This window comes from Streptomyces roseoviridis, from assembly GCF_039535235.1.
In the GTDB taxonomy this organism is placed as follows: domain Bacteria; phylum Actinomycetota; class Actinomycetes; order Streptomycetales; family Streptomycetaceae; genus Streptomyces; species Streptomyces roseoviridis.
Map to the genome: position 1 here is coordinate 3,346,590 of NZ_BAAAWU010000001.1, position 17,741 is coordinate 3,364,330.

General features: G+C 71.6%; 14 protein-coding genes. 4 read left to right on the forward strand and 10 right to left on the reverse strand.

Features of this window, described 5'->3' with window-relative positions:
* Window positions 1–32: 32 nt before the first annotated feature.
* Both ABD954_RS15100 and ABD954_RS15105 read right to left on the reverse strand, forming a co-directional pair.
* On the reverse strand, window positions 33–278 hold the full coding sequence (locus ABD954_RS15100; protein WP_345486554.1) for a hypothetical protein: 246 nt from the start codon (window positions 276–278) through the stop codon (window positions 33–35).
* Window positions 279–858: 580 nt separating this feature from the next.
* Entirely contained in the window at window positions 859–1,467 is a 609-nt protein-coding gene (locus tag ABD954_RS15105) for an SMI1/KNR4 family protein (protein ID WP_345486555.1), read from the reverse strand.
* A gap of 155 nt (window positions 1,468–1,622) precedes the next feature.
* On the opposite strand from ABD954_RS15105, the gene ABD954_RS15110 reads away from it, so the two are divergent.
* The 4 genes from ABD954_RS15110 (at window position 1,623) to ABD954_RS15125 (ending at window position 5,169) form a co-directional block, all read left to right on the forward strand.
* A complete protein-coding gene (locus ABD954_RS15110; RefSeq protein ID WP_345486556.1) occupies window positions 1,623–2,081 on the forward strand; it encodes a hypothetical protein in 459 nt (152 codons plus the stop codon).
* Window positions 2,082–2,402: 321 nt separating this feature from the next.
* The gene (gene tpx, locus ABD954_RS15115; RefSeq protein ID WP_345486557.1) at window positions 2,403–2,903 is read left to right on the forward strand and encodes a thiol peroxidase; all 501 of its coding nucleotides are present in this window, start codon (window positions 2,403–2,405) and stop codon (window positions 2,901–2,903) included.
* Between the two features lie 227 nt (window positions 2,904–3,130).
* A complete protein-coding gene (locus ABD954_RS15120; protein ID WP_345486558.1) occupies window positions 3,131–4,519 on the forward strand; it encodes an FAD-binding oxidoreductase in 1,389 nt (462 codons plus the stop codon).
* A 77-nt stretch (window positions 4,520–4,596) separates the two neighbouring features.
* Complete coding sequence (locus ABD954_RS15125; RefSeq protein ID WP_345486559.1) at window positions 4,597–5,169, forward strand: dihydrofolate reductase family protein; 573 nt, start codon at window positions 4,597–4,599, stop codon at window positions 5,167–5,169.
* 182 nt (window positions 5,170–5,351) lie between these two features.
* Here ABD954_RS15125 and ABD954_RS15130 read toward each other — a convergent pair whose 3' ends face one another.
* The 8 genes from ABD954_RS15130 to metH form a co-directional block, all read right to left on the reverse strand.
* Window positions 5,352–6,098, reverse strand: a complete 747-nt coding sequence (locus ABD954_RS15130; protein ID WP_345486560.1) for a class I SAM-dependent methyltransferase — start codon at window positions 6,096–6,098, stop codon at window positions 5,352–5,354.
* A 123-nt stretch (window positions 6,099–6,221) separates the two neighbouring features.
* Window positions 6,222–6,848, reverse strand: a complete 627-nt coding sequence (locus tag ABD954_RS15135; RefSeq protein ID WP_345486561.1) for a LysE family transporter — start codon at window positions 6,846–6,848, stop codon at window positions 6,222–6,224.
* Entirely contained in the window at window positions 6,845–7,141 is a 297-nt protein-coding gene (locus ABD954_RS15140) for a DUF2087 domain-containing protein (protein ID WP_345486562.1), read from the reverse strand. The genes ABD954_RS15135 and ABD954_RS15140 overlap by 4 nt, the downstream gene beginning before the upstream one ends.
* 307 nt (window positions 7,142–7,448) lie before the next feature.
* The gene (locus ABD954_RS15145) at window positions 7,449–11,192 is read right to left on the reverse strand and encodes an amino acid adenylation domain-containing protein (RefSeq protein ID WP_345486563.1); all 3,744 of its coding nucleotides are present in this window, start codon (window positions 11,190–11,192) and stop codon (window positions 7,449–7,451) included.
* A gap of 81 nt (window positions 11,193–11,273) precedes the next feature.
* Window positions 11,274–11,942: a maleylpyruvate isomerase family mycothiol-dependent enzyme gene (locus ABD954_RS15150; RefSeq protein ID WP_345486564.1), complete on the reverse strand. Its 669-nt coding sequence runs from the start codon at window positions 11,940–11,942 to the stop codon at window positions 11,274–11,276.
* 17 nt (window positions 11,943–11,959) lie between these two features.
* On the reverse strand, window positions 11,960–13,375 hold the full coding sequence (gene ahcY, locus ABD954_RS15155) for an adenosylhomocysteinase (protein WP_345486565.1): 1,416 nt from the start codon (window positions 13,373–13,375) through the stop codon (window positions 11,960–11,962).
* Entirely contained in the window at window positions 13,368–14,258 is an 891-nt protein-coding gene (gene metF, locus ABD954_RS15160) for a methylenetetrahydrofolate reductase [NAD(P)H] (RefSeq protein WP_345486566.1), read from the reverse strand. The genes ahcY and metF overlap by 8 nt, the downstream gene beginning before the upstream one ends.
* A complete protein-coding gene (gene metH, locus ABD954_RS15165) occupies window positions 14,255–17,740 on the reverse strand; it encodes a methionine synthase (protein ID WP_345486567.1) in 3,486 nt (1,161 codons plus the stop codon). The genes metF and metH overlap by 4 nt, the downstream gene beginning before the upstream one ends.
* Window position 17,741: the final 1 nt, after the last annotated feature.

Consider the following 17,741-nt stretch of genomic DNA (forward strand, 5'->3'; position numbering starts at 1 on the left):
CGTCCCCCGCCCGACCACGGAACGGCAGCAGGTCAGCAGACGCGGGTCCCGTAGAACGAGTCCCAAGTGTCGCCGTCGTCACCGCCGTTGTTGTCGGCGTACCAGTCCACCACGATGTTTCCGCCAGTGTTCGTGATCCGGCCGACGTAGTGGTTGCCCGTGCGGTGGGTGTGACCGGAGGCGTTCGAGGGCAGCTCGGCCCCCGGGTTGCCGTTGATCCGGATGGTGCTCCAGTCGCATCGGGTGTCCGCCTGAGCGGTGGTAGCGGTACCCCCCACGATGACAGCGGCGCTGGCCAGAGCGGCAGCGGCCGTGCCCGCGGCACTGATACGCCGCGTGGTGTTCCCGAACATTACGATCTCCCCTTCTCGTACATATGTTCTGAACTGGTCGTGCGTGATCAACCTACGGAGACGTCGAGTGACGGATCAACAGGCGCCCTGGTAATGACCGAATACGACCACCGCCCACTACTGGACTCTCTGCTGGACTCGCTCCTTCCGTAAGTCCGGACGGTGACGCGACGAGAAAGGTGCGGCTGCGGCCCGTTCACGACCGGACAAACCACGCGAGTCCTCCGGTCAATGCCGACCCATCCCGACGCAAAAGGGGGATTCGGAAGAAGTCATCGCTTTCGAGCAGCCGGATTTGCGCCTGCCGTGGTGCGGACTGTCCGGCTGGGGAAGCGGTACGCAAACGGAGGCCACCACTCTCCGTCGTGCGGAAGCCAGTACTCCTCGTTTGCGTACTGCATGGACGCGTTTCGTGATTGGCTCGAAGTCGAAGCACCGGTGGAAAGGCGCTGGGAGGTCGGAGACAGGAGAGGGCCGCTGGGGCGGGGCCGGGCGGCGGGTCGGGCTAGTACGCGACCATGTCCACACCCGGGTGCGCGACCCAGTCCGCGAAGGTGGCGGGTCGCCCCCGGAAGCGCATGGGCACGATCAGGTCGCAGGTGGCGCGGCTGTCGAACCACATCTCGCCGCGGTGCGGGCCGGTGACCACCAGCAGGGTGTGGAAGCCGCAGCCGCCCTCCCGGATGGAGACGGCCCCCGCCGTCTTCCGCTCCTGGAGCACCCCGCACTCGGCGTCCCACACCGCCCACGCCGCCGCGTCCTCCCGCGGCGGCTCACGCTCGCCCAGCTCGTCGTCGTATGCGGCGTACGAGTCGGGGTGCGGGAACGGTTCGGCGAGGAGGTCGTAGTTGGTCTCCCGGTCCCCGCGCCACCCCCACCCCTCGGGGCCCCGCTCAAGCCGGTTGAACCTGCCCCCGGCACTCACCCGCAGCAGATGCTCCCGGTACTCCTCCGGAAAGGCGATCCCCAGTTCGGCCTCCGCCTCCCGCACCTCCCCCTCGGAAAGCGGCGGCGCGGCGGGCTCCCGGTAGGTCTCCCACGCGGCCGGCACCCCGGCCTCGTGGCGGTGGCCCTGGGAGAGCCGCCGGTACTCCGCTATCCAGTCGGTGCTCATCCGGGCGATCGTAGCCAGGCCGTCCGCCCTGCGAGTCCCTGAGCGCGGCGAGCGTCCTCGCCGACCCAGGTCCCCTCACGACGGCGCGCGAGTCCGGGGCGGGCCCCGCCGTACGCTTCCGTCTGCCGGTGGTCGGCAGACGGGGAGGGCGACCCATGGGGCGAAGGATCGAGGCCGTCGCGTTGCCGGTGGTGTTCCAGCGACCGGTGCGGCTCATGGCGTACGTGTACGGGCACGGGCAGCTGCTCTTCCGGGGGCGGCAGGAACCCGAGGAGGGGTGGGACACCACGCTGGACGTGCTGTTCGCGGACGTCGGGTCGATGTCGGTGCGGGACCACTACCCGTCGTTGACGATCCGGCTCGCGGACCCGGAGGAGGAGGCGCGGCTGCGAGCGGCGGATCCCCGGCGTTGGCACGACTGGCGGCCCTTCGTCCTGGAGACGGAGGACGGCGCACCCGGGCACGTGGTGGCCGGGGGCCTGTACTGGGGCGAGAGCACGGCGCCCGAGACGTACGACAGTTTCCTGCTCCCCTCGTACGAGCTGACCCGGCTGTGTCCGGACGCGCCGGTGCCGGACGAGCCGGCCGTCGTCCACACGGCGGCGGGCCGGTGACCCGGATGAGGTGGATCCGTGGATGACTCGGTGCAGACGGTCGCCGGCTTGAACGCGACGGCCGAGGAGGGCCCGGTGTGCGTGGGGCGCGTGGCCCCGCCGACGCCTCCGACCGATACCCCCCGGCCCGACGCCCCGCCCCGCGCGCCTCGCCGCACCCCCGCCCCCGCCCCGTGCGCCTCGTCCTCACGGGCGGGCGGGCGAGCCCGGTGGCGGGCGGGCGGGCGAGCCCGGTGGCGGGCGGGCGGAATACGATCGGGAGCGCTGACAGCTGCACCAGTGGCTGATGACAGCTACACCCTCTGTCTAAGGAGATTCCTCATGGCGCAGGTCGCGCTCAAGGGCAACCCCGTAACCGTCGACGGCTCCCTGCCCGCCACGGGCACCCAGGCCCCCGAGTTCACCCTGGTCGGTGAGGGTCTGGCGGACAAGTCGCTGAAGGACTTCGCCGGCAAGCGCAAGGTGCTCAACATCTTCCCCAGCGTCGACACCCCCACCTGCGCGTCCTCCGTGCGCGCCTTCAACGCGAAGGCCGGTGACCTGGAGAACACCGTCGTGCTCTGCATCTCGGCGGACCTCCCCTTCGCCCAGGCCCGCTTCTGCGGCGCCGAGGGCCTGGAGAACGTGCAGAGCCTCTCCACCCTGCGCGGCCGCGACTTCCACACCGACTACGGTGTCGCGATCGCCGACGGCCCGCTGGCCGGTCTGACCGCCCGCGCCGTCGTCGTCCTCGACGAGAACGACAAGGTCCTCCACACGGAGCTCGTCAACGAGATCTCCGAGGAGCCGAACTACGAGGCCGCCCTCTCCGCCCTGAAGTGACCGAGATGGCCTGAGGCGGACCGAAGGCACCTGAGGTGACCTCGGGGCGCCCTCAGGCGCCCGTCCGGCACCACGAGGCCCGCCCGGCACACCGCCCGGGCGGGCTTCGTCGTCCCCGCCCCGAGGGCCCCCGGCCGGGGAGGCGGGGTGCCGGGCCGGGGGAGAGACTGAAGGGGTAGCGCGGCCTCGGGCGGGGGTTTCGGACGGGGATCCCTTGAGGAGTGGCCATGGACGGTACGGCGGTGGAGACCCTGCGCGCGTCGCTGCGCGGCGAGGTGATCGGCCCCGACGACCCGGGATACGACGGGGCCCGGGCGATCTACAACGCGATGATCGACCGCCGGCCCGCGGTGATCGCGCGGTGCGCGGACACCTCCGACGTCCGGGCGGCGGTGCGCTACGCCCGGGACACCGGCACGGACCTGGCGGTGCGCGGCGGCGGGCACAGCGGCGGCGGGCTGTGCCTGGCCGACGGCTCCCTGATGGTGGACCTGTCGGCGATGCGGTGGGTACGGGTCGATCCGGTGGCGCGGACCGCGCTGGTCGGCGGCGGCGGCCAGATCGGCGACCTGGACCACGAGGCGCACGGTTTCGGCCTGGCGACGCCGGGCGGGATCATGTCGACGACCGGCGTGGGCGGACTGACCCTGGGCGGCGGGCACGGGCACCTGACCCGCGCGTACGGCCTGACGATCGACAACCTGCTGGCGGCGGACGTGGTCCTCGCGGACGGTTCGGTCGTCACCGCCTCGGCGGAGGAACACCCGGATCTGTTCTGGGCGTTGCGCGGGGGCGGCGGCAACTTCGGGGTGGTGACCTCGTTCACGTTCGCGCTGCACCCGGTGGGCGACGTGGGGCTCGCCGTCACCCTGTGGGAGCCGGAGCACATCGGTGCGGTGCTGCGCTGGTACCGGGAGTTCCTGCCGGCGGCGGACACCGACCTGAACGGCTTCTTCGCCACGCTGGTGGTGGCGCCCGAGGCGCCGTTCCCCGAGGAGATCCACGGGAAGCGGATGTGCGGGGTGGTGTGGTGCCACACGGGCGCCACGGACGAGGACGGCCTCGCGAAGACGTTCGCGGCGGTCGCCGACCCGGCGCCGCCCGCCTTCCACTTCGAGACGCCCGTCCCGTACCCGGGGATCCAGTCGATGTTCGACGACCTGATCCCCAAGGGGCTGCAGTGGTACTGGCGCGGGGACTTCTTCGACACGGTCGGCGACGACGCGATCGACGTCCACCGCGCCTTCCTGGAGCGGATGCCGACCGAGCTGTCGACGATGCACCTCTACCCCGTCGACGGCGCCGCCCACGGCCCCGGCCCCATGGACACGGCCTGGGCGTACCGGGACGCGGTCTGGTCCGGCGTGATCGCCGGGATCGGCGCGGAGCCGGGCGACGCGGAGCGGATCCGCGCGTGGGCGGTGGACTACTGGGACGCCCTGCACCCGCACTCCATGGGCGGCGCGTACGTCAACTTCCTGGGCGCGGACGAGGGCCGGGACCGGGTCCGGGCCACGTACCGGGGACACTACGACCGGCTGGCCGAGGTGAAGCGGACGTACGACCCGGACAACGTCTTCCACCACACGCAGAACATCGTCCCGGCGGCCGGCTGAAGCGGAGCGATGACTTTCCGGTTGGCCGCCGGTCCTAGATTCCGAACGCGATACGGCGACTCACCGAGGGAACCCCCATGCGCACTCTGATCAGCACCGCCTTCGTCTCGCTCGACGGCGTCGTCGAGGCCCCGGGCGGCGAGCCCGGCTACCGCAACTCCGGGTGGACCTTCAAGGAGGTCGAGTTCCTCCCCGAGGTCTTCGAGATCAAGGGCCGGGAGCAGAAGGAGGCGTCCGCGATGCTCCTCGGCCGCACGAGCTACGAGGCGTTCAGCGCCGTGTGGCCGGACATGGAGGACTTCGCCGACTACAAGGAGATGCCGAAGTACGTCGTGTCCACCACCCTCGCCGAGGACGACCTGGTGACGAACTGGGGCGAGACCACGATCCTCCGCTCCCTCGACGAGGTGGCCGCCCTGAAGCGGACCGAGGGCGGCCCGGTCATCGTCCACGGCAGCGCCACCCTGAACCGCGCCCTGTCCGACGCGGGCCTGATCGACCGCTACCACCTGCTGGTCTTCCCGCTGCTGCTGGGCGCCGGCAAGCGGCTCTTCAGCACGACCGACAAGGACGCGCAGAAGCTGCGCCTCGTGGAGCACGAGGCGTACGCGAACGGCGTCCAGAAGCAGGTCTTCGACGTCGTCCGGTGACGGCCGCCCGACGGGCGGGCGGGCGCGGAGGGTTCGGGCGCGGCGGGCTCGGGCGCGGAGGTTTCAGGCGTGGCGGGCTCGGGCGCGGCCGGTTCAGGCCGGCGGGCTCGGGCGCGGACGGCTCGGGCCCGGCGCGCTCGGGCGCGGACGGCTCAAGCCCGGCGGGCTCGGGCGCGGACGGCTCAGGCGCGGCAGCGGAGCATCTCCAGCGGCGGGTTGGCGTGGAAGTCGGCCCAGTGGTCGGGGCCGAACGCGCGCAGGCCGGCCTCGGAGACCGTCACCGGGACCCAGGTGAGGTCGCGGAAACCGGCGGCGAGCAGGGAGTTCTCGTAGACCTCGCGGCGGGGGCGGTTGGCGACGAAGGAGACCGGCGGGTCGAGGAGCGCGGTCAGGCGGACCTGCGGGCCGGTCTCGATCTGCCCGCCGGTGAGCTCGACGCGGAAGCCGTACCTCTCCGGGGTCGGGCCGTCGAAGCGGTAGTCGGGCGACTGGTTGAGGATGAAGAACTCCCCGCCGGGCCTCAGGCTGCGGTGGACGTTGCGGCACATCCGCTCGGTGGTGGCGACGTCCGGCGCGTAGCTGAGCATCTGGACCCCGAGCGCGATGTCGAAGGGCCGCCCGAAGGGGCGCAGTTCGGCGACGTCGCCCACCTCGTAGTCGACGCCCAGCGGATCGGCCTCCTCCAGCTTCCGCGCCACGGCGACCATTTCGCCGGAGATGTCGACGCCGAGCACCTCCGAGGCGCCGCGCCGCCGGAACTCGCGGCTGTAGAAGCCGGTGCCGGAGGCCAGGTCCAGGACCGACCGGCCCCTCACGTCTCCGACCAGGGCCAGGAAGCTCGGCACCACCGCGTACTGCTCCAGCGGCAGTGACTTGAACCCCTCGTACGCCTCGCCGATCGCGTCGTACTGCCGACGTGCGCTGCTCATGTCTCGTCTCCCGTCGCGGAGTTGGCGGTCCGGTCGCCTGGCAGTCTCGCCGGAGGCGAGGGCCCCGCCGTACTGGCGGAAAGCACAGAGATGCGGCGCGCCCGTCGGGCTCCCGTACGGGCCTCAGCTCACCAGTCGCACCGCCAGGACCGTGATCAGCGTGCTCGACGCGAGTGCCGTCGCGAGGCGGCCGCGCGGGCCGGCGAGGGTGCGGCCGAGGAGGCTGCCGCCGGTGGTGAGGAGGAGCTGCCAGCTGGCGGAGGCCAGCAGGGCCGCGAGGACGAAGACCGTGCGCTCGGCGGGGGTCGCGGGGGCGTCGGGGCCGGTGGCCAGGATCAGGGCGGCGAAGTAGACCACCGTCATGGGGTTGAGGATCGTGATGCCCAGGAAGGTGACGTACGCGCGGGCCGGTGTCAGGCCCGTCGCCCCGTCGTCCCGCGAGGCGAGGGCCCCGGCGCGGTAGGTCCGTACGGCGAGCACGGCCGCCCGGGCCGCGAGGGCCACCAGGACCACCGCGGAGGCCCAGCGCAGGGGGGTCGTCACGGGAGCGAGCAGCGGGACGAGGGCGGAGCCGCCCGCGACCGCGAGGAGGGCGTAGACGCCGTCCGCGGTGGCGACGCCGAGGGCCGCGCCGGCGCCCGTGCGCCAGCCGGTCCTGGCCGTGACGGCCACCAGGTAGGCGCCGACCGCGCCGACCGGGATCGCGATGCCGTAGCCGGCGAGGAGGCCGGCCACCGCCGCGGCGATCACGCGACGGCGGGGGTCGCTCCTGCGGGGACGCCGGTCCGCTGCTGTCGGTGGTAGGCCGAGCCGTCCTTCGTACGGGCGAGCTGCCCGCCGACGACCAGATAGCGGCGCAGGGCCGGGAAGTCGTCGTGCACGGTCTTCAGGGCCTCGTTGACCTCGCGCTCGGTGTAGGAGCGGGCCGGTTCGAAGAGCGTCGCGGCGAGATGGTCGAGCAGGGCGGCCCGGCGCGCGGGCTTGCGCGGGATCGCCTTGAGGCGCCCGTCGGCCGCGAACAGATCGGCGGTGGTGGTGTTCATGCGCAGCAGCGTGACGGGCCGGGCGGCGGCCCGCAAAGCATTTACCGCGCGCCCGGCCCTGCCATCCGCCCGGCCCGCCGGGCCCCGCCGCCCGGCCCTGCCATCCCCCGGCCCGCCGCGCCTCGCCGCCCGGCCCTGCCATCCCCCCGGCCCACCGGGCCCCGCCGCCCGGCCCTGCCATCCGCCCGGCCCGTCGGGCCCCGCCGCCCGGGCGACGAAGCCCTTCGCGGGCCACTCGGGGGGGCACGACCGGCTCACGGCGGCCTCCCCCGCCCCCGCACCGCCAGGCGGGGCGGACGGGCGGCGGTTACCGCCCCAGCCGGTATCCGATCTTCTTCACCAGCTCCTGGAGGTCCGGCGCCCGCAGCAGGCTGTAGTGGTCGGCGTCGAGCTCCACCACCGTCGGCGGGCGCTCGGACCAGCCGGTCGCCGTCTCCAGGAAGGAGTAGTCGTCACCGCGGGCCTTGAAGATCGTGACCGGACAGGAGACGGTCCGCTCGGTCAGTTCGCGGAAGGTGTACGTGAACTCGAAGGTCTTCTCCACGATGGCGATGATCCGGGCGACCAGCTCCGGATCGAGCGCGGGGAACCGTTCCGTCACGTACGCGGCGAAGCCCTCCGCGTCCTTCGCCGGGACGTCCTCCAGGGCGCCCGCGAAGACCGAGTACAGGATCTGCGTGAACCCGGGGTTGTCGTACGAGGCGCCGCCGGCCGCCGACTCCTCGCGGACCTTCGGGGAGCCGGGCGCGATCAGGAACAGGTGCTCCACCTGCTCGCCCGCCGCCTCCAGGAGGTGCGCCGACTCGAAGGCGACACGGGCGCCGAAGGAGTAGCCCCACAGGGTGTACGGGCCCGAGGGCTGGCGCCGGCGGATGGCGGCCACGTCGGCGGCGGCCATCTCGCGGATGGTGTCGTACGGGGTCTCGCCGCGGTTGATGCCGTGCGCCTGCACCCCGTAGAAGGGCCGGTCGATGCCGGCCTCCTCGGCGAGGAAGCGCAGGTTCATGGTGTAGCCGCCCAGGCCCGGCCAGCAGTAGACGGGTGACCGGTCGCCCTCGGCGTGCAGCCGGACCAGGCGGGAGGCGGGGGTCGCGGCGGCGCCGTCCACGCGGTGGGCCAGCTTCTCGATGGTGGGGCACTCGAAGAGGATCTGGAGGGGGAGGGTCGACGCGCCGAACTCGCGGTTGATCCTCGTGATGAGCGCGACCGCGATCAGCGAGTTGCCGCCCGACTCGAAGAAGTCGTCCTGCACGGAGACCGCCTCGACCTCCTCGTACTTGAGCGCCGCCGCCCAGATCTCGGCGATCCGCCGCTCGGTGCGGGTGCGCGGCGGCACGTGCGGGCGGCCGTGGAGACCGGCGTTGACGACGGCGAGGTCGGCGAGCGCCTTGGTGTCGACCTTGCCGTTGGCGGAGAGCGGCAGCCGGTCCAGGACCACCACCCGGTTGGGGATCATGTAGTCGGGCAGGTGCTGCGCCAGGTCGTCGCGGATCATCTCCGCGGGCCCCTTCATGTGCACGGTGTCCTCGTACATGCCCTCGCTCAGCCGCTGCTCCTCGCTGACCCGGCCGCCGACGAAGAAGTACGAGGGGCCGGTGGCGCGGCCCGCCGCCGCCAGGATCTCGTCCGCGCGGCGGGCGGCCGGCAGCGGGTGGCCGGACATGGAGCTGTAGCCCGAGGACATGAAGCCGAGCCCGTGGTCGCCGAGTTGCAGCCGCTGGAGGGCCCGGCCCAGGTCGACGTACGCGCGCCAGGGCTCCGCCGTCCTGCTGACGGCGGTGACGCCGAGACTCGCCCGCTCGTACACGGCCTGGTTGATCGCGATGACGTGCCTGCGCTCCACCAGCAGGTCCCCGACCGGCACCAGCTCCCCGCCCTGGTAGGCGTACTGGCCGGCGGGCAGGTCGGCGATCCGGTCCGGGTGGGACTGCACGTACAGGTCCACCTCGGGGTCCGATGCCCGCACCGACTCCTCGTCGTACGGGACGAGTTCGAACAGGCCCAGGTCCTGCGGGTCCCGCCCGCCGCGCACCGGGCGGATCGCGAGGCCGAAGCCCGGCAGGATCTCCTCGAACAGGCCCACCATGTGCCCGGTCTCGATCTCCAGGACCTCGCGGATGTTGTTCTTGTAGACGGGCTCGATGGCCTCCCGCTTGCCGCGGAACCCTAAGCGGACGTACGGCTCGTGCGACGCCGCGGCCTCCCCGGCCGCCCCCGGCTCCATCAGGTGCAGCCGGTGGTGCACCGGGTGGTAGTAGTACGTGCCGGGCTCCAGGCCCGCGATCCCCCGGACCCGGACGTAGAGCTGCGTGGCGTACAGGGCGCCCGGCGAGGCGTAGCCGTACTTCGGCAGCAGCCGCTCCTCGCTGAGGAACTGGCCGAACCAGCGCAGGATCCCGCCCAGGTCGGCGGCGGTCAGCGTGCCGACCGCGCGGGAGCCGATGCCCTCCGGGCGGCGGGCGAGCGCGTCGAGGACATCGGCGCGGGTGACCGGACCGCCCTCGTAGAAGCGGTAGGTCTTGCGGGCGAAGACGGTGCGGCGCATCCGCTCGGTGGGCGTGCGGCCGGGCAGCTCGACGACCGGGCGGCCGGCCAGCTCGCGCGCGTCGAGGGTGCCCGCGTTGGACAGCTGCGCCTTGACCTGGAGCTTGGACTCCTTGGACTGGTGGTGGGCGCCGTGGTTGCCCTGGTCCATCAGGGCGGCTTCCTTCGGGGAGAGCTCGACGCAGGCGACCAGGTTCTGGAAGCCGGTGCGGGGCTCGTTCCTGACGATGACGGCGGCGGACTTCACCCAGTCGTGGTTCTCGATGGCGAGCGCGATCTCGTCCAGCTCGACGCGGAAGCCGCGCAGCTTGATCTGGTTGTCGGCGCGGCCCGCGAACTGGACGGTGCCGTCCTCGTTCCAGGTGGCCAGGTCACCGGTGCGGTAGAGGCGCTCGCCGGTCTCGGTGGTGACGAAGCGTTCCGCCGTGAGCTCGGGCCGGTCCAGGTACCCCCGCGCGACCTGGACCCCTCCGATGCACAGCTCGCCGTCGCGTATGTGGAAGCTGGTCTCGTACGCCGGTCTGCCGATGGGGATCGCGGCGGGGCCGTCGGCGACGGTGGCGCGGTCCACGGTGTGGGAGGAGGCGTTGATGGTGCACTCGGTGGGGCCGTACAGGTTGACCAGCTCGGCACCGGGCAGCTCGGCGAGGAGCTGGACGGCCAGGTTGCGGGAGAGGATCTCGCCGCCCGAGTAGACCCGGCGCAGCGTGGTGCAGGAGGCGAACCGCTCGGTGTCCAGGAGGGCCTGGAGGAGGGTCGGCACGCACTGGACCATGGTGGCCCCGTGCCGCCGTACGGTGTCGATCAGGCCCTCGGGATCCCGGTACACCCCCGGCGGGCCCACGGCGACCCGGGCGCCGACGGCCGGGGCGAGGATCTCCCACTGGGCGGCGTCGAAGCTCATGGGCGTCTTCTGGACGACGGTCTGGCCCGGGCCGAGGTGGTGCTCGGCGGCCATCCAGCGCATCTGCGCGGCGATCGAGCGGTGCTCGACCATGACGCCCTTGGGCCTGCCGGTCGAGCCGGAGGTGTAGATCACGTACGCGAGGTCTCCGGGCGTCGGACCGGGACCGGCGACGGGGTCGGCGGCGCCGTCGGTGCGCCGGGCGTGCCGCACGGCGTCCTCCAGGGTGACGACGGTGGTGCCGGGGGGAGCGAGCGCGGTGACGCGATCGCGGAAACGTTCCTGGGTGACGACGATCCCGGCGCCGCTGTCCTCGATCATGTAGCGGAGGCGCTCCTCGGGGTACTCCGGGGAGAGCGGGACGTACGCGCCGCCGGAGAGCACCACCCCCCACGTACCGGTCATCAGCTCGAGCGACGGTTCGACGTGGACGCCGACGCGGTGGTCCGCGGCGACGCCGAGGGCGCGGAGACGGCCGGCGAGGGCGGCGGCGCCCTCGTGCAGCTCGCGGAAGGTGAGGGTGTCGTCCTCGAAGACGACGGCGGTGTCGTCCGGGCGCGCCTGAACCTGGGCGCGCAGCAACCGGTCCAACGTACTGGCCATGAAGGTCCCCCCTGCGTGGGTGATGCCTCGGATGAAAGGGGCGGGCCCCGGTCCTGTGAGGACCGGGGCCCGCCTCAACCCTCAGCGATAGATGAGGAGTTCTTGTTCCGTCGCGCCCGTCAGCTCGTAGCGGGTGCGGACCAGCGGGCGGCCCGAGCAGATGCGGATCAGGGTGGCCGCGTCGCCGTGGAACCGGGCCGGCGGCCGGCCCTCGACCGGGTTCCCCAGCTCGACCTCTCCGGCCCGGTCCGCGAGCACCCCGACGAGCCGGGGGGTCCCGCGTCTGCGGCTGGTGACGGACAGCAGCGGCAGGGCCAGGTCGAGGGCGTCGCCGCAGTAGGCACCGGGCTCGCCGAATGCCTCCCGTACGTCACCGGCGTGCACCCACTCGCCGAGCGCGACGGCGTCGAGGCGCCCGTCCTCGTGGCCGGCGATGACCGGACCGGCCTCGGTGAGGCCCCGTTCCAGCTCGTCGAGGATCCGGCCGAGCGGCCAGTCCGCGCGTTCGGCGACGTCGGCGGCGTTCGCCTCGGGGAGGAACACGCCCTCCTCCAGGCGCCCTTCGACGATCCTCACGAGCGCCGCCGCGCAGTGGGCGAGCACCTGCCGGGCGGTCCAGCCGGGGCAGGCGGTGCGCAGCTCGTACGCCGCCTCGGGCGTACGGCGCAGCAGCGGCATCAGCAGGTCCCGCTCCGTCTTCAGGAGCCGGTCCGGGAGCCACGGGTCACGGGTGTGGTCGTCGGTACACATCAGGTCGTCGGTACACATCAGTAGCGGTAGTGGTCGGGCTTGTAGGGGCCGTCGACGGGGACGCCGATGTAGGCGGCTTGTTCGGGGCGGAGGGTGGTGAGGGTGACGCCGAGGGCGTCGAGGTGGAGGCGGGCGACCTTTTCGTCGAGGTGCTTGGGGAGGGTGTGGACGCCGATGGGGTACTGGTCGGTCTTGGTGTAGAGCTCGATCTGGGCCAGGGTCTGGTCGGCGAAGGAGTTCGACATGACGAAGGACGGGTGGCCGGTGGCGTTGCCGAGGTTGAGCAGGCGGCCTTCGGACAGGACGATGACGGTCTTGCCGTCGGGGAAGGTCCAGGTGTGGACCTGGGGTTTGACCTCGTCCTTGACGATGCCGGGGACGGCGGCGAGGCCGGCCATGTCGATCTCGTTGTCGAAGTGGCCGATGTTCCCGACGATGGCCTGGTGCTTCATCCTGGCGATGTCGGCGGCCATGATGATGTCCTTGTTGCCGGTGGTGGTGATGAAGATGTCAGCGGTCTCGACGACTTCGTCGAGGGTGGTGACCTGGTAGCCGTCCATGGCTGCCTGGAGGGCGCAGATGGGGTCGATCTCGGTGACGATGACGCGGGCGCCCTGGCCGCGCAGTGATTCGGCGCAGCCCTTGCCGACGTCGCCGTAGCCGCAGACGACGGCGGTCTTGCCGCCGATGAGGGTGTCGGTGGCGCGGTTGATGCCGTCGATGAGGGAGTGGCGGCAGCCGTATTTGTTGTCGAACTTGGACTTGGTGACGGCGTCGTTGACGTTGATGGCGGGGAAGAGGAGTGCGCCGTCGCGGTGCATTTCGTAGAGGCGGTGGACGCCGGTGGTGGTCTCCTCGGTGACGCCGCGGATGCCGGCGGCCAGGGCTGTCCAGTCCAGGGTGGTGGTTTCGAGGAGGGAGCGGACGACGGCGAGTTCCTCGTTGGCGGCTTCGGGCAGGGCGCCGGTCTTCTGGTGTTCGACGCCTTTGTGGACGAGAAGGGTGGCGTCGCCGCCGTCGTCGAGGATCATGTTGGGTCCGTCGGCGCCGGGCCAGGTCAGGGCCTGCTCGGTGCACCACCAGTATTCCTCGAGGGTTTCGCCTTTCCAGGCGAAGACGGGGATGCCGGCGGCGGCGATCGCGGCGGCGGCGTGGTCCTGGGTGGAGTAGATGTTGCAGGACACCCAGCGGACCTGTGCGCCCAGGGCGACGAGGGTTTCGATGAGGACGGCGGTCTGGACGGTCATGTGGAGGGAGCCGGTGATCCGGGCGCCCGCGAGGGGCTGGGAGGCGGCGTACTCGCGGCGGATCGCCATCAGGCCCGGCATCTCGTGCTCGGCCAGCGTGATCTCCTTACGGCCGAACTCCGCCAGACCGATGTCGGCAACCTTGAAGTCGGTGAAGGCCGTGGCCGCGGCCGTGGTGTCAGGCATGAACGAAGCTCCTTGACGCTTGGATCGATCGGTGGATTTCGAGAGCCGCCGTGGACTTGTTGAGCGTGATGTAGTGCAGGCCCGGCGCACCCTCGTCGAGCAGCCGCAGGCCCATCGCCGTCGCGTGCTCGACCCCGATCCGGTACGCGGCGGCCGGATCGCCCTTCGCCGCCTCCAGGCGGTGGGCGAGGTCCTCGGGGAAGGCCGCGTCCGACAGCTCGGCGAACCGGCGGATCTGCCGCACGTCGGTGGCGGGCATGATCTCCGGGATGATCGGGGTGTCGCAGCCCGCCGCGGCGACCCGGTCCCGCAGCCGGAGGTAGTCCTCCGGGTCGAAGAACATCTGCGTGATCGCGTAGTCCGCGCCCGCCCGGCACTTCGCGACGAAGTGCCGGATGTCGCTGGCCGCGTCCGGCGAACGCGGGTGCCCCTCCGGGAAGGCCGCCACTCCGATCCGGAACTCGCCCAATGACCGCACGAGTTCGACCAGTTCGTACGCGTAGGTGAAACCGTCCGGGTGCGGCGACCAGACGCCCCGGGGGTCACCCGGCGGGTCGCCGCGCAGGACGAGGACGTCCCGGACGCCCGCGTCCGCGTAGGCGCCGATGATCGCCCGGAGCTCGGCGACCGAGTGGCCGACGGCCGTGAGGTGGGCGACGGGGCGCAGGGTGGTCTCGGTGACGATCCGCTGGGTGACGTCGATGGTGCGGTCCCGGGACGAGCCGCCCGCGCCGTACGTCACGGAGACGAAGTCCGGCGCAAGCGCCTCCACGCGTCGGATCGCGTCCCACAGCGTCTGCTCGCCCTTGTCCGTCTTCGGCGGGAAGAACTCGAAGGAGAAGGTGGGGCTCCCCGTGGTGGGGTGCGCATGGCCGTGGCTCATCGGCGGCCTCCCGCGTTGAAGTAGCTGGCCTCGGGGTGGTGGACGACGAAGGCGTCCGTGGACTGCTCGGGGTGCAGCTGGTACTCCTCCGACAACACGACGCCGATTCGCTCGGGGTGAAGCAGCTCGGCGAGCTTGGCGCGGTCCTCCAGGTCGGGGCAGGCCGGGTAGCCGAGGGAGTAGCGGCAGCCCTGGTACTCGGTGCGCAGCATGCCCTCGATGCCGGCCGGGTCGGATCCGGCGATGCCCCACTCGCCCCGGACCCGGCCGTGCCAGTACTCCGCCAGGGCCTCGGCCAACTGCACGGACAGGCCGTGGAGTTCGAGGTAGTCGCGGTAGGAGTCGGCGGCGAACAGCTTCGCCGTCTCCTCGCCGATCCTGGATCCGACGGTGACCATCTGCAGGGCCAGGACATCGGTCTCGCCGGAGTCCTCGGGGCGGAAGAAGTCGGCCAGGCAGAGGCGGCGGCCGCGCTCCTGGCGGGGGAAGGTGAAGCGGGTCCGCTCGCCTCCGTCCTCGTCCAGGACGATCAGGTCGTCGCCCTTGGAGACGCAAGGGAAGTAGCCGTAGACCACGGCCGCTTCCAGGAGGTGGCCTGTCTGGAGCCGGTCCAGCCACATGCGCAGCCGCGGACGGCCCTCCGACTCGATGGTCTCCTTGTCCTTCAGCCCCCACTGGCCCTTGAACAGGGCGCCCTCGTCCAGCCAGGACGCGTACTCGGCGAGCTGGATGCCCTTGACGACCCGCGTACCGAGGAACGGCGGCTCCGGTACGGGGTTGTCCACCGCTACGTCGCTACGGCCGGCCGGCTCCGGCTCGCGCACCACGTCCAGCAGCGGGGTCTCCCGCTTCGGCACCCGCCGCTGCTTCAGCTCCGGCAGGCTCGCCCCCGGCACGCCCCGCTTGACCGCCATCAGCGCGTCCATCAGCCGCAGGCCCTCGAAGGCGTCGCGGGCGTAGCGGACCTCGCCCCGGTAGATCTCGTGGAGGTCCTGCTCCACATACGCCCTGGTCAGAGCCGCACCACCGAGGATCACCGGATACTTCTCCGCAAGCCCCCGGCCGTTCAGTTCCTCCAGGTTCTCCTTCATGATCACGGTCGACTTCACCAACAGCCCCGACATGCCGATCACGTCGGCGGAGTGCTGTTCCGCAGCTTCCAGGATCGCGGAGACGGGCTGCTTGATCCCGATGTTGACCACGTTGTAGCCGTTGTTGGACAGGATGATGTCGACCAGGTTCTTGCCGATGTCGTGGACATCGCCGCGCACCGTGGCCAGGACGATCGTTCCCTTGCCCGAGCCCCCTCCCGATGCATCGGTCGATTTCTCCATGTGGGGTTCGAGATAGGCCACCGCCGTCTTCATGACCTCCGCGGACTGGAGGACGAACGGCAGCTGCATCTGGCCCGAGCCGAACAGCTCACCCACCGTCTTCATCCCGTCCAGCAGGATTTCGTTGACAATGTCCAGCGCCGGACGCTCCATGAGCGCCGCGTCCAGGTCCCCTTCCAGGCCGTTCTTCTCGCCGTCGATGATCCGCCGCTTCAGCCGCTCCTCCAGCGGCAGCGCCGCCAGCTCCTCCGCCTTGCCCGCCTTCAGTGACTTCGCCGTCGCGCCCTCGAAGAGTTCGAGGAGCCGTTGCAGCGGGTCGTAGCCCTCCCGCCGGCGGTCGTAGATCAGATCGAGGGCGACCTCGACCTGCTCCGGCTCCAGGCGCGCGATCGGCAGGATCTTCGAGGCGTGCACGATCGCCGAGTCCAGACCCGCCTTCACACACTCATCGAGGAAGACCGAGTTCAGGACGATCCGCGCGGCCGGGTTCAACCCGAAGGAGATGTTCGACAGACCGAGCGTGGTCTGCACGTCGGGGTGGCGACGCTTCAGCTCGCGGATCGCCTCGATCGTCGCGATGCCGTCCTTGCGGGACTCCTCCTGCCCCGTACAGATCGTGAACGTCAACGTGTCGATGAGGATGTCCGACTCATTGATGCCCCAGTTCCCGGTCAGGTCGGCGATCAGCCGCTCCGCGATGGCGACCTTCGTCTCGACCGTACGGGCCTGGCCCTCCTCGTCGATCGTGAGCGCCATCAGGGCGGCGCCGTGCTCCTTGGCCAGCGCGGTGACCTTCGCGAACCGCGACTCCGGCCCGTCACCGTCCTCGTAGTTGACCGAGTTGATGACCGCCCGGCCGCCCAGCTTCTCCAGACCCGCGCGCAGCACCTCCACCTCGGTGGAGTCCAGCACGATCGGCAGCGTCGACGCGGTCGCGAACCGGCCCGCCAGCTCCGCCATGTCCGCCACACCGTCACGGCCGACGTAGTCGACGCACAGGTCCAGCATGTGCGCGCCCTCGCTGATCTGGTCCCGCGCCATCTCCACACAGTCGTCCCAGCGGCCCTCCAGCATCGCCTCACGGAACTTCTTCGACCCGTTCGCGTTCGTCCGCTCACCGATCGCCAGATACGCGGTGTCCTGCCGGAACGGAACATGGCTGTAGAGCGAGGACGCGCCCGGCTCCGCCTCCGGACGCCGGTCGGGGACCGCCGCGCCCCGCACCCGCTCCACGATCTCCCGCAGGTGCTCGGGGGTCGTACCGCAGCACCCACCCACCAACGACAGCCCGTAGTCGCGTACGAACGCCTCCTGGGCGTCGGCGAGTTCGGCCGGGGAGAGCGGATAGTGCGCGCCCTCGGACGTCAGCACCGGAAGGCCCGCGTTCGGCATCACCGACAGCGGGACCCGCGCGTGCTTCGACAGGTACCGCAGGTGCTCGGCCATCTCCGCCGGCCCCGTCGCGCAGTTCAGACCGATCATGTCGATGCCCAGCGGCTCCAGGGCCGTGAGCGCCGCACCGATCTCCGAACCGAGCAGCATCGTGCCCGTCGTCTCGACCGTGACCTGAACGATCAGCGGCAGGTCGTCGGCGCCGCACCAGTCCAGGGCCCGGCGGGCGCCGATGACGGCCGCCTTCGTCTGGAGGAGGTCCTGCGAGGTCTCGATGAGCAGGGCGTCGGCGCCGCCGCGGATCAGGCCCTCGGCGTTCTGCTGGTAGGCGTCGCGCAGCGGCTCATAGGTGACGTGGCCGAGGGTCGGCAGCTTCGTGCCGGGGCCCATGGAGCCGAGGACCCAGCGGGGGCGGCCGTCGGCGGCGGTGTGGGCGTCGGCGACGCCGCGGGCGATCCGGGCGCCGGCCTCCGACAGCTCGTAGACGCGGTCCTCGATGCCGTATTCGCCGAGCGCGGCGAGGTTGGCGCCGAAGGTGTTGGTCTCCACGCAGTCCACGCCGACGGAGAAGTAGGCGTCGTGGACGGAGGCGACGATGTCCGGGCGGGTGACGTTCAGGATCTCGTTGCAGCCCTCCAGCTGCCGGAAGTCGTCCATCGTCGGGTCGGCGGCCTGGAGCATGGTGCCCATCGCCCCGTCGGCCACCACGACCCGCGTGGCGAACTCGTCCCGCAGCGACCTGCGCACGGCAGTCACG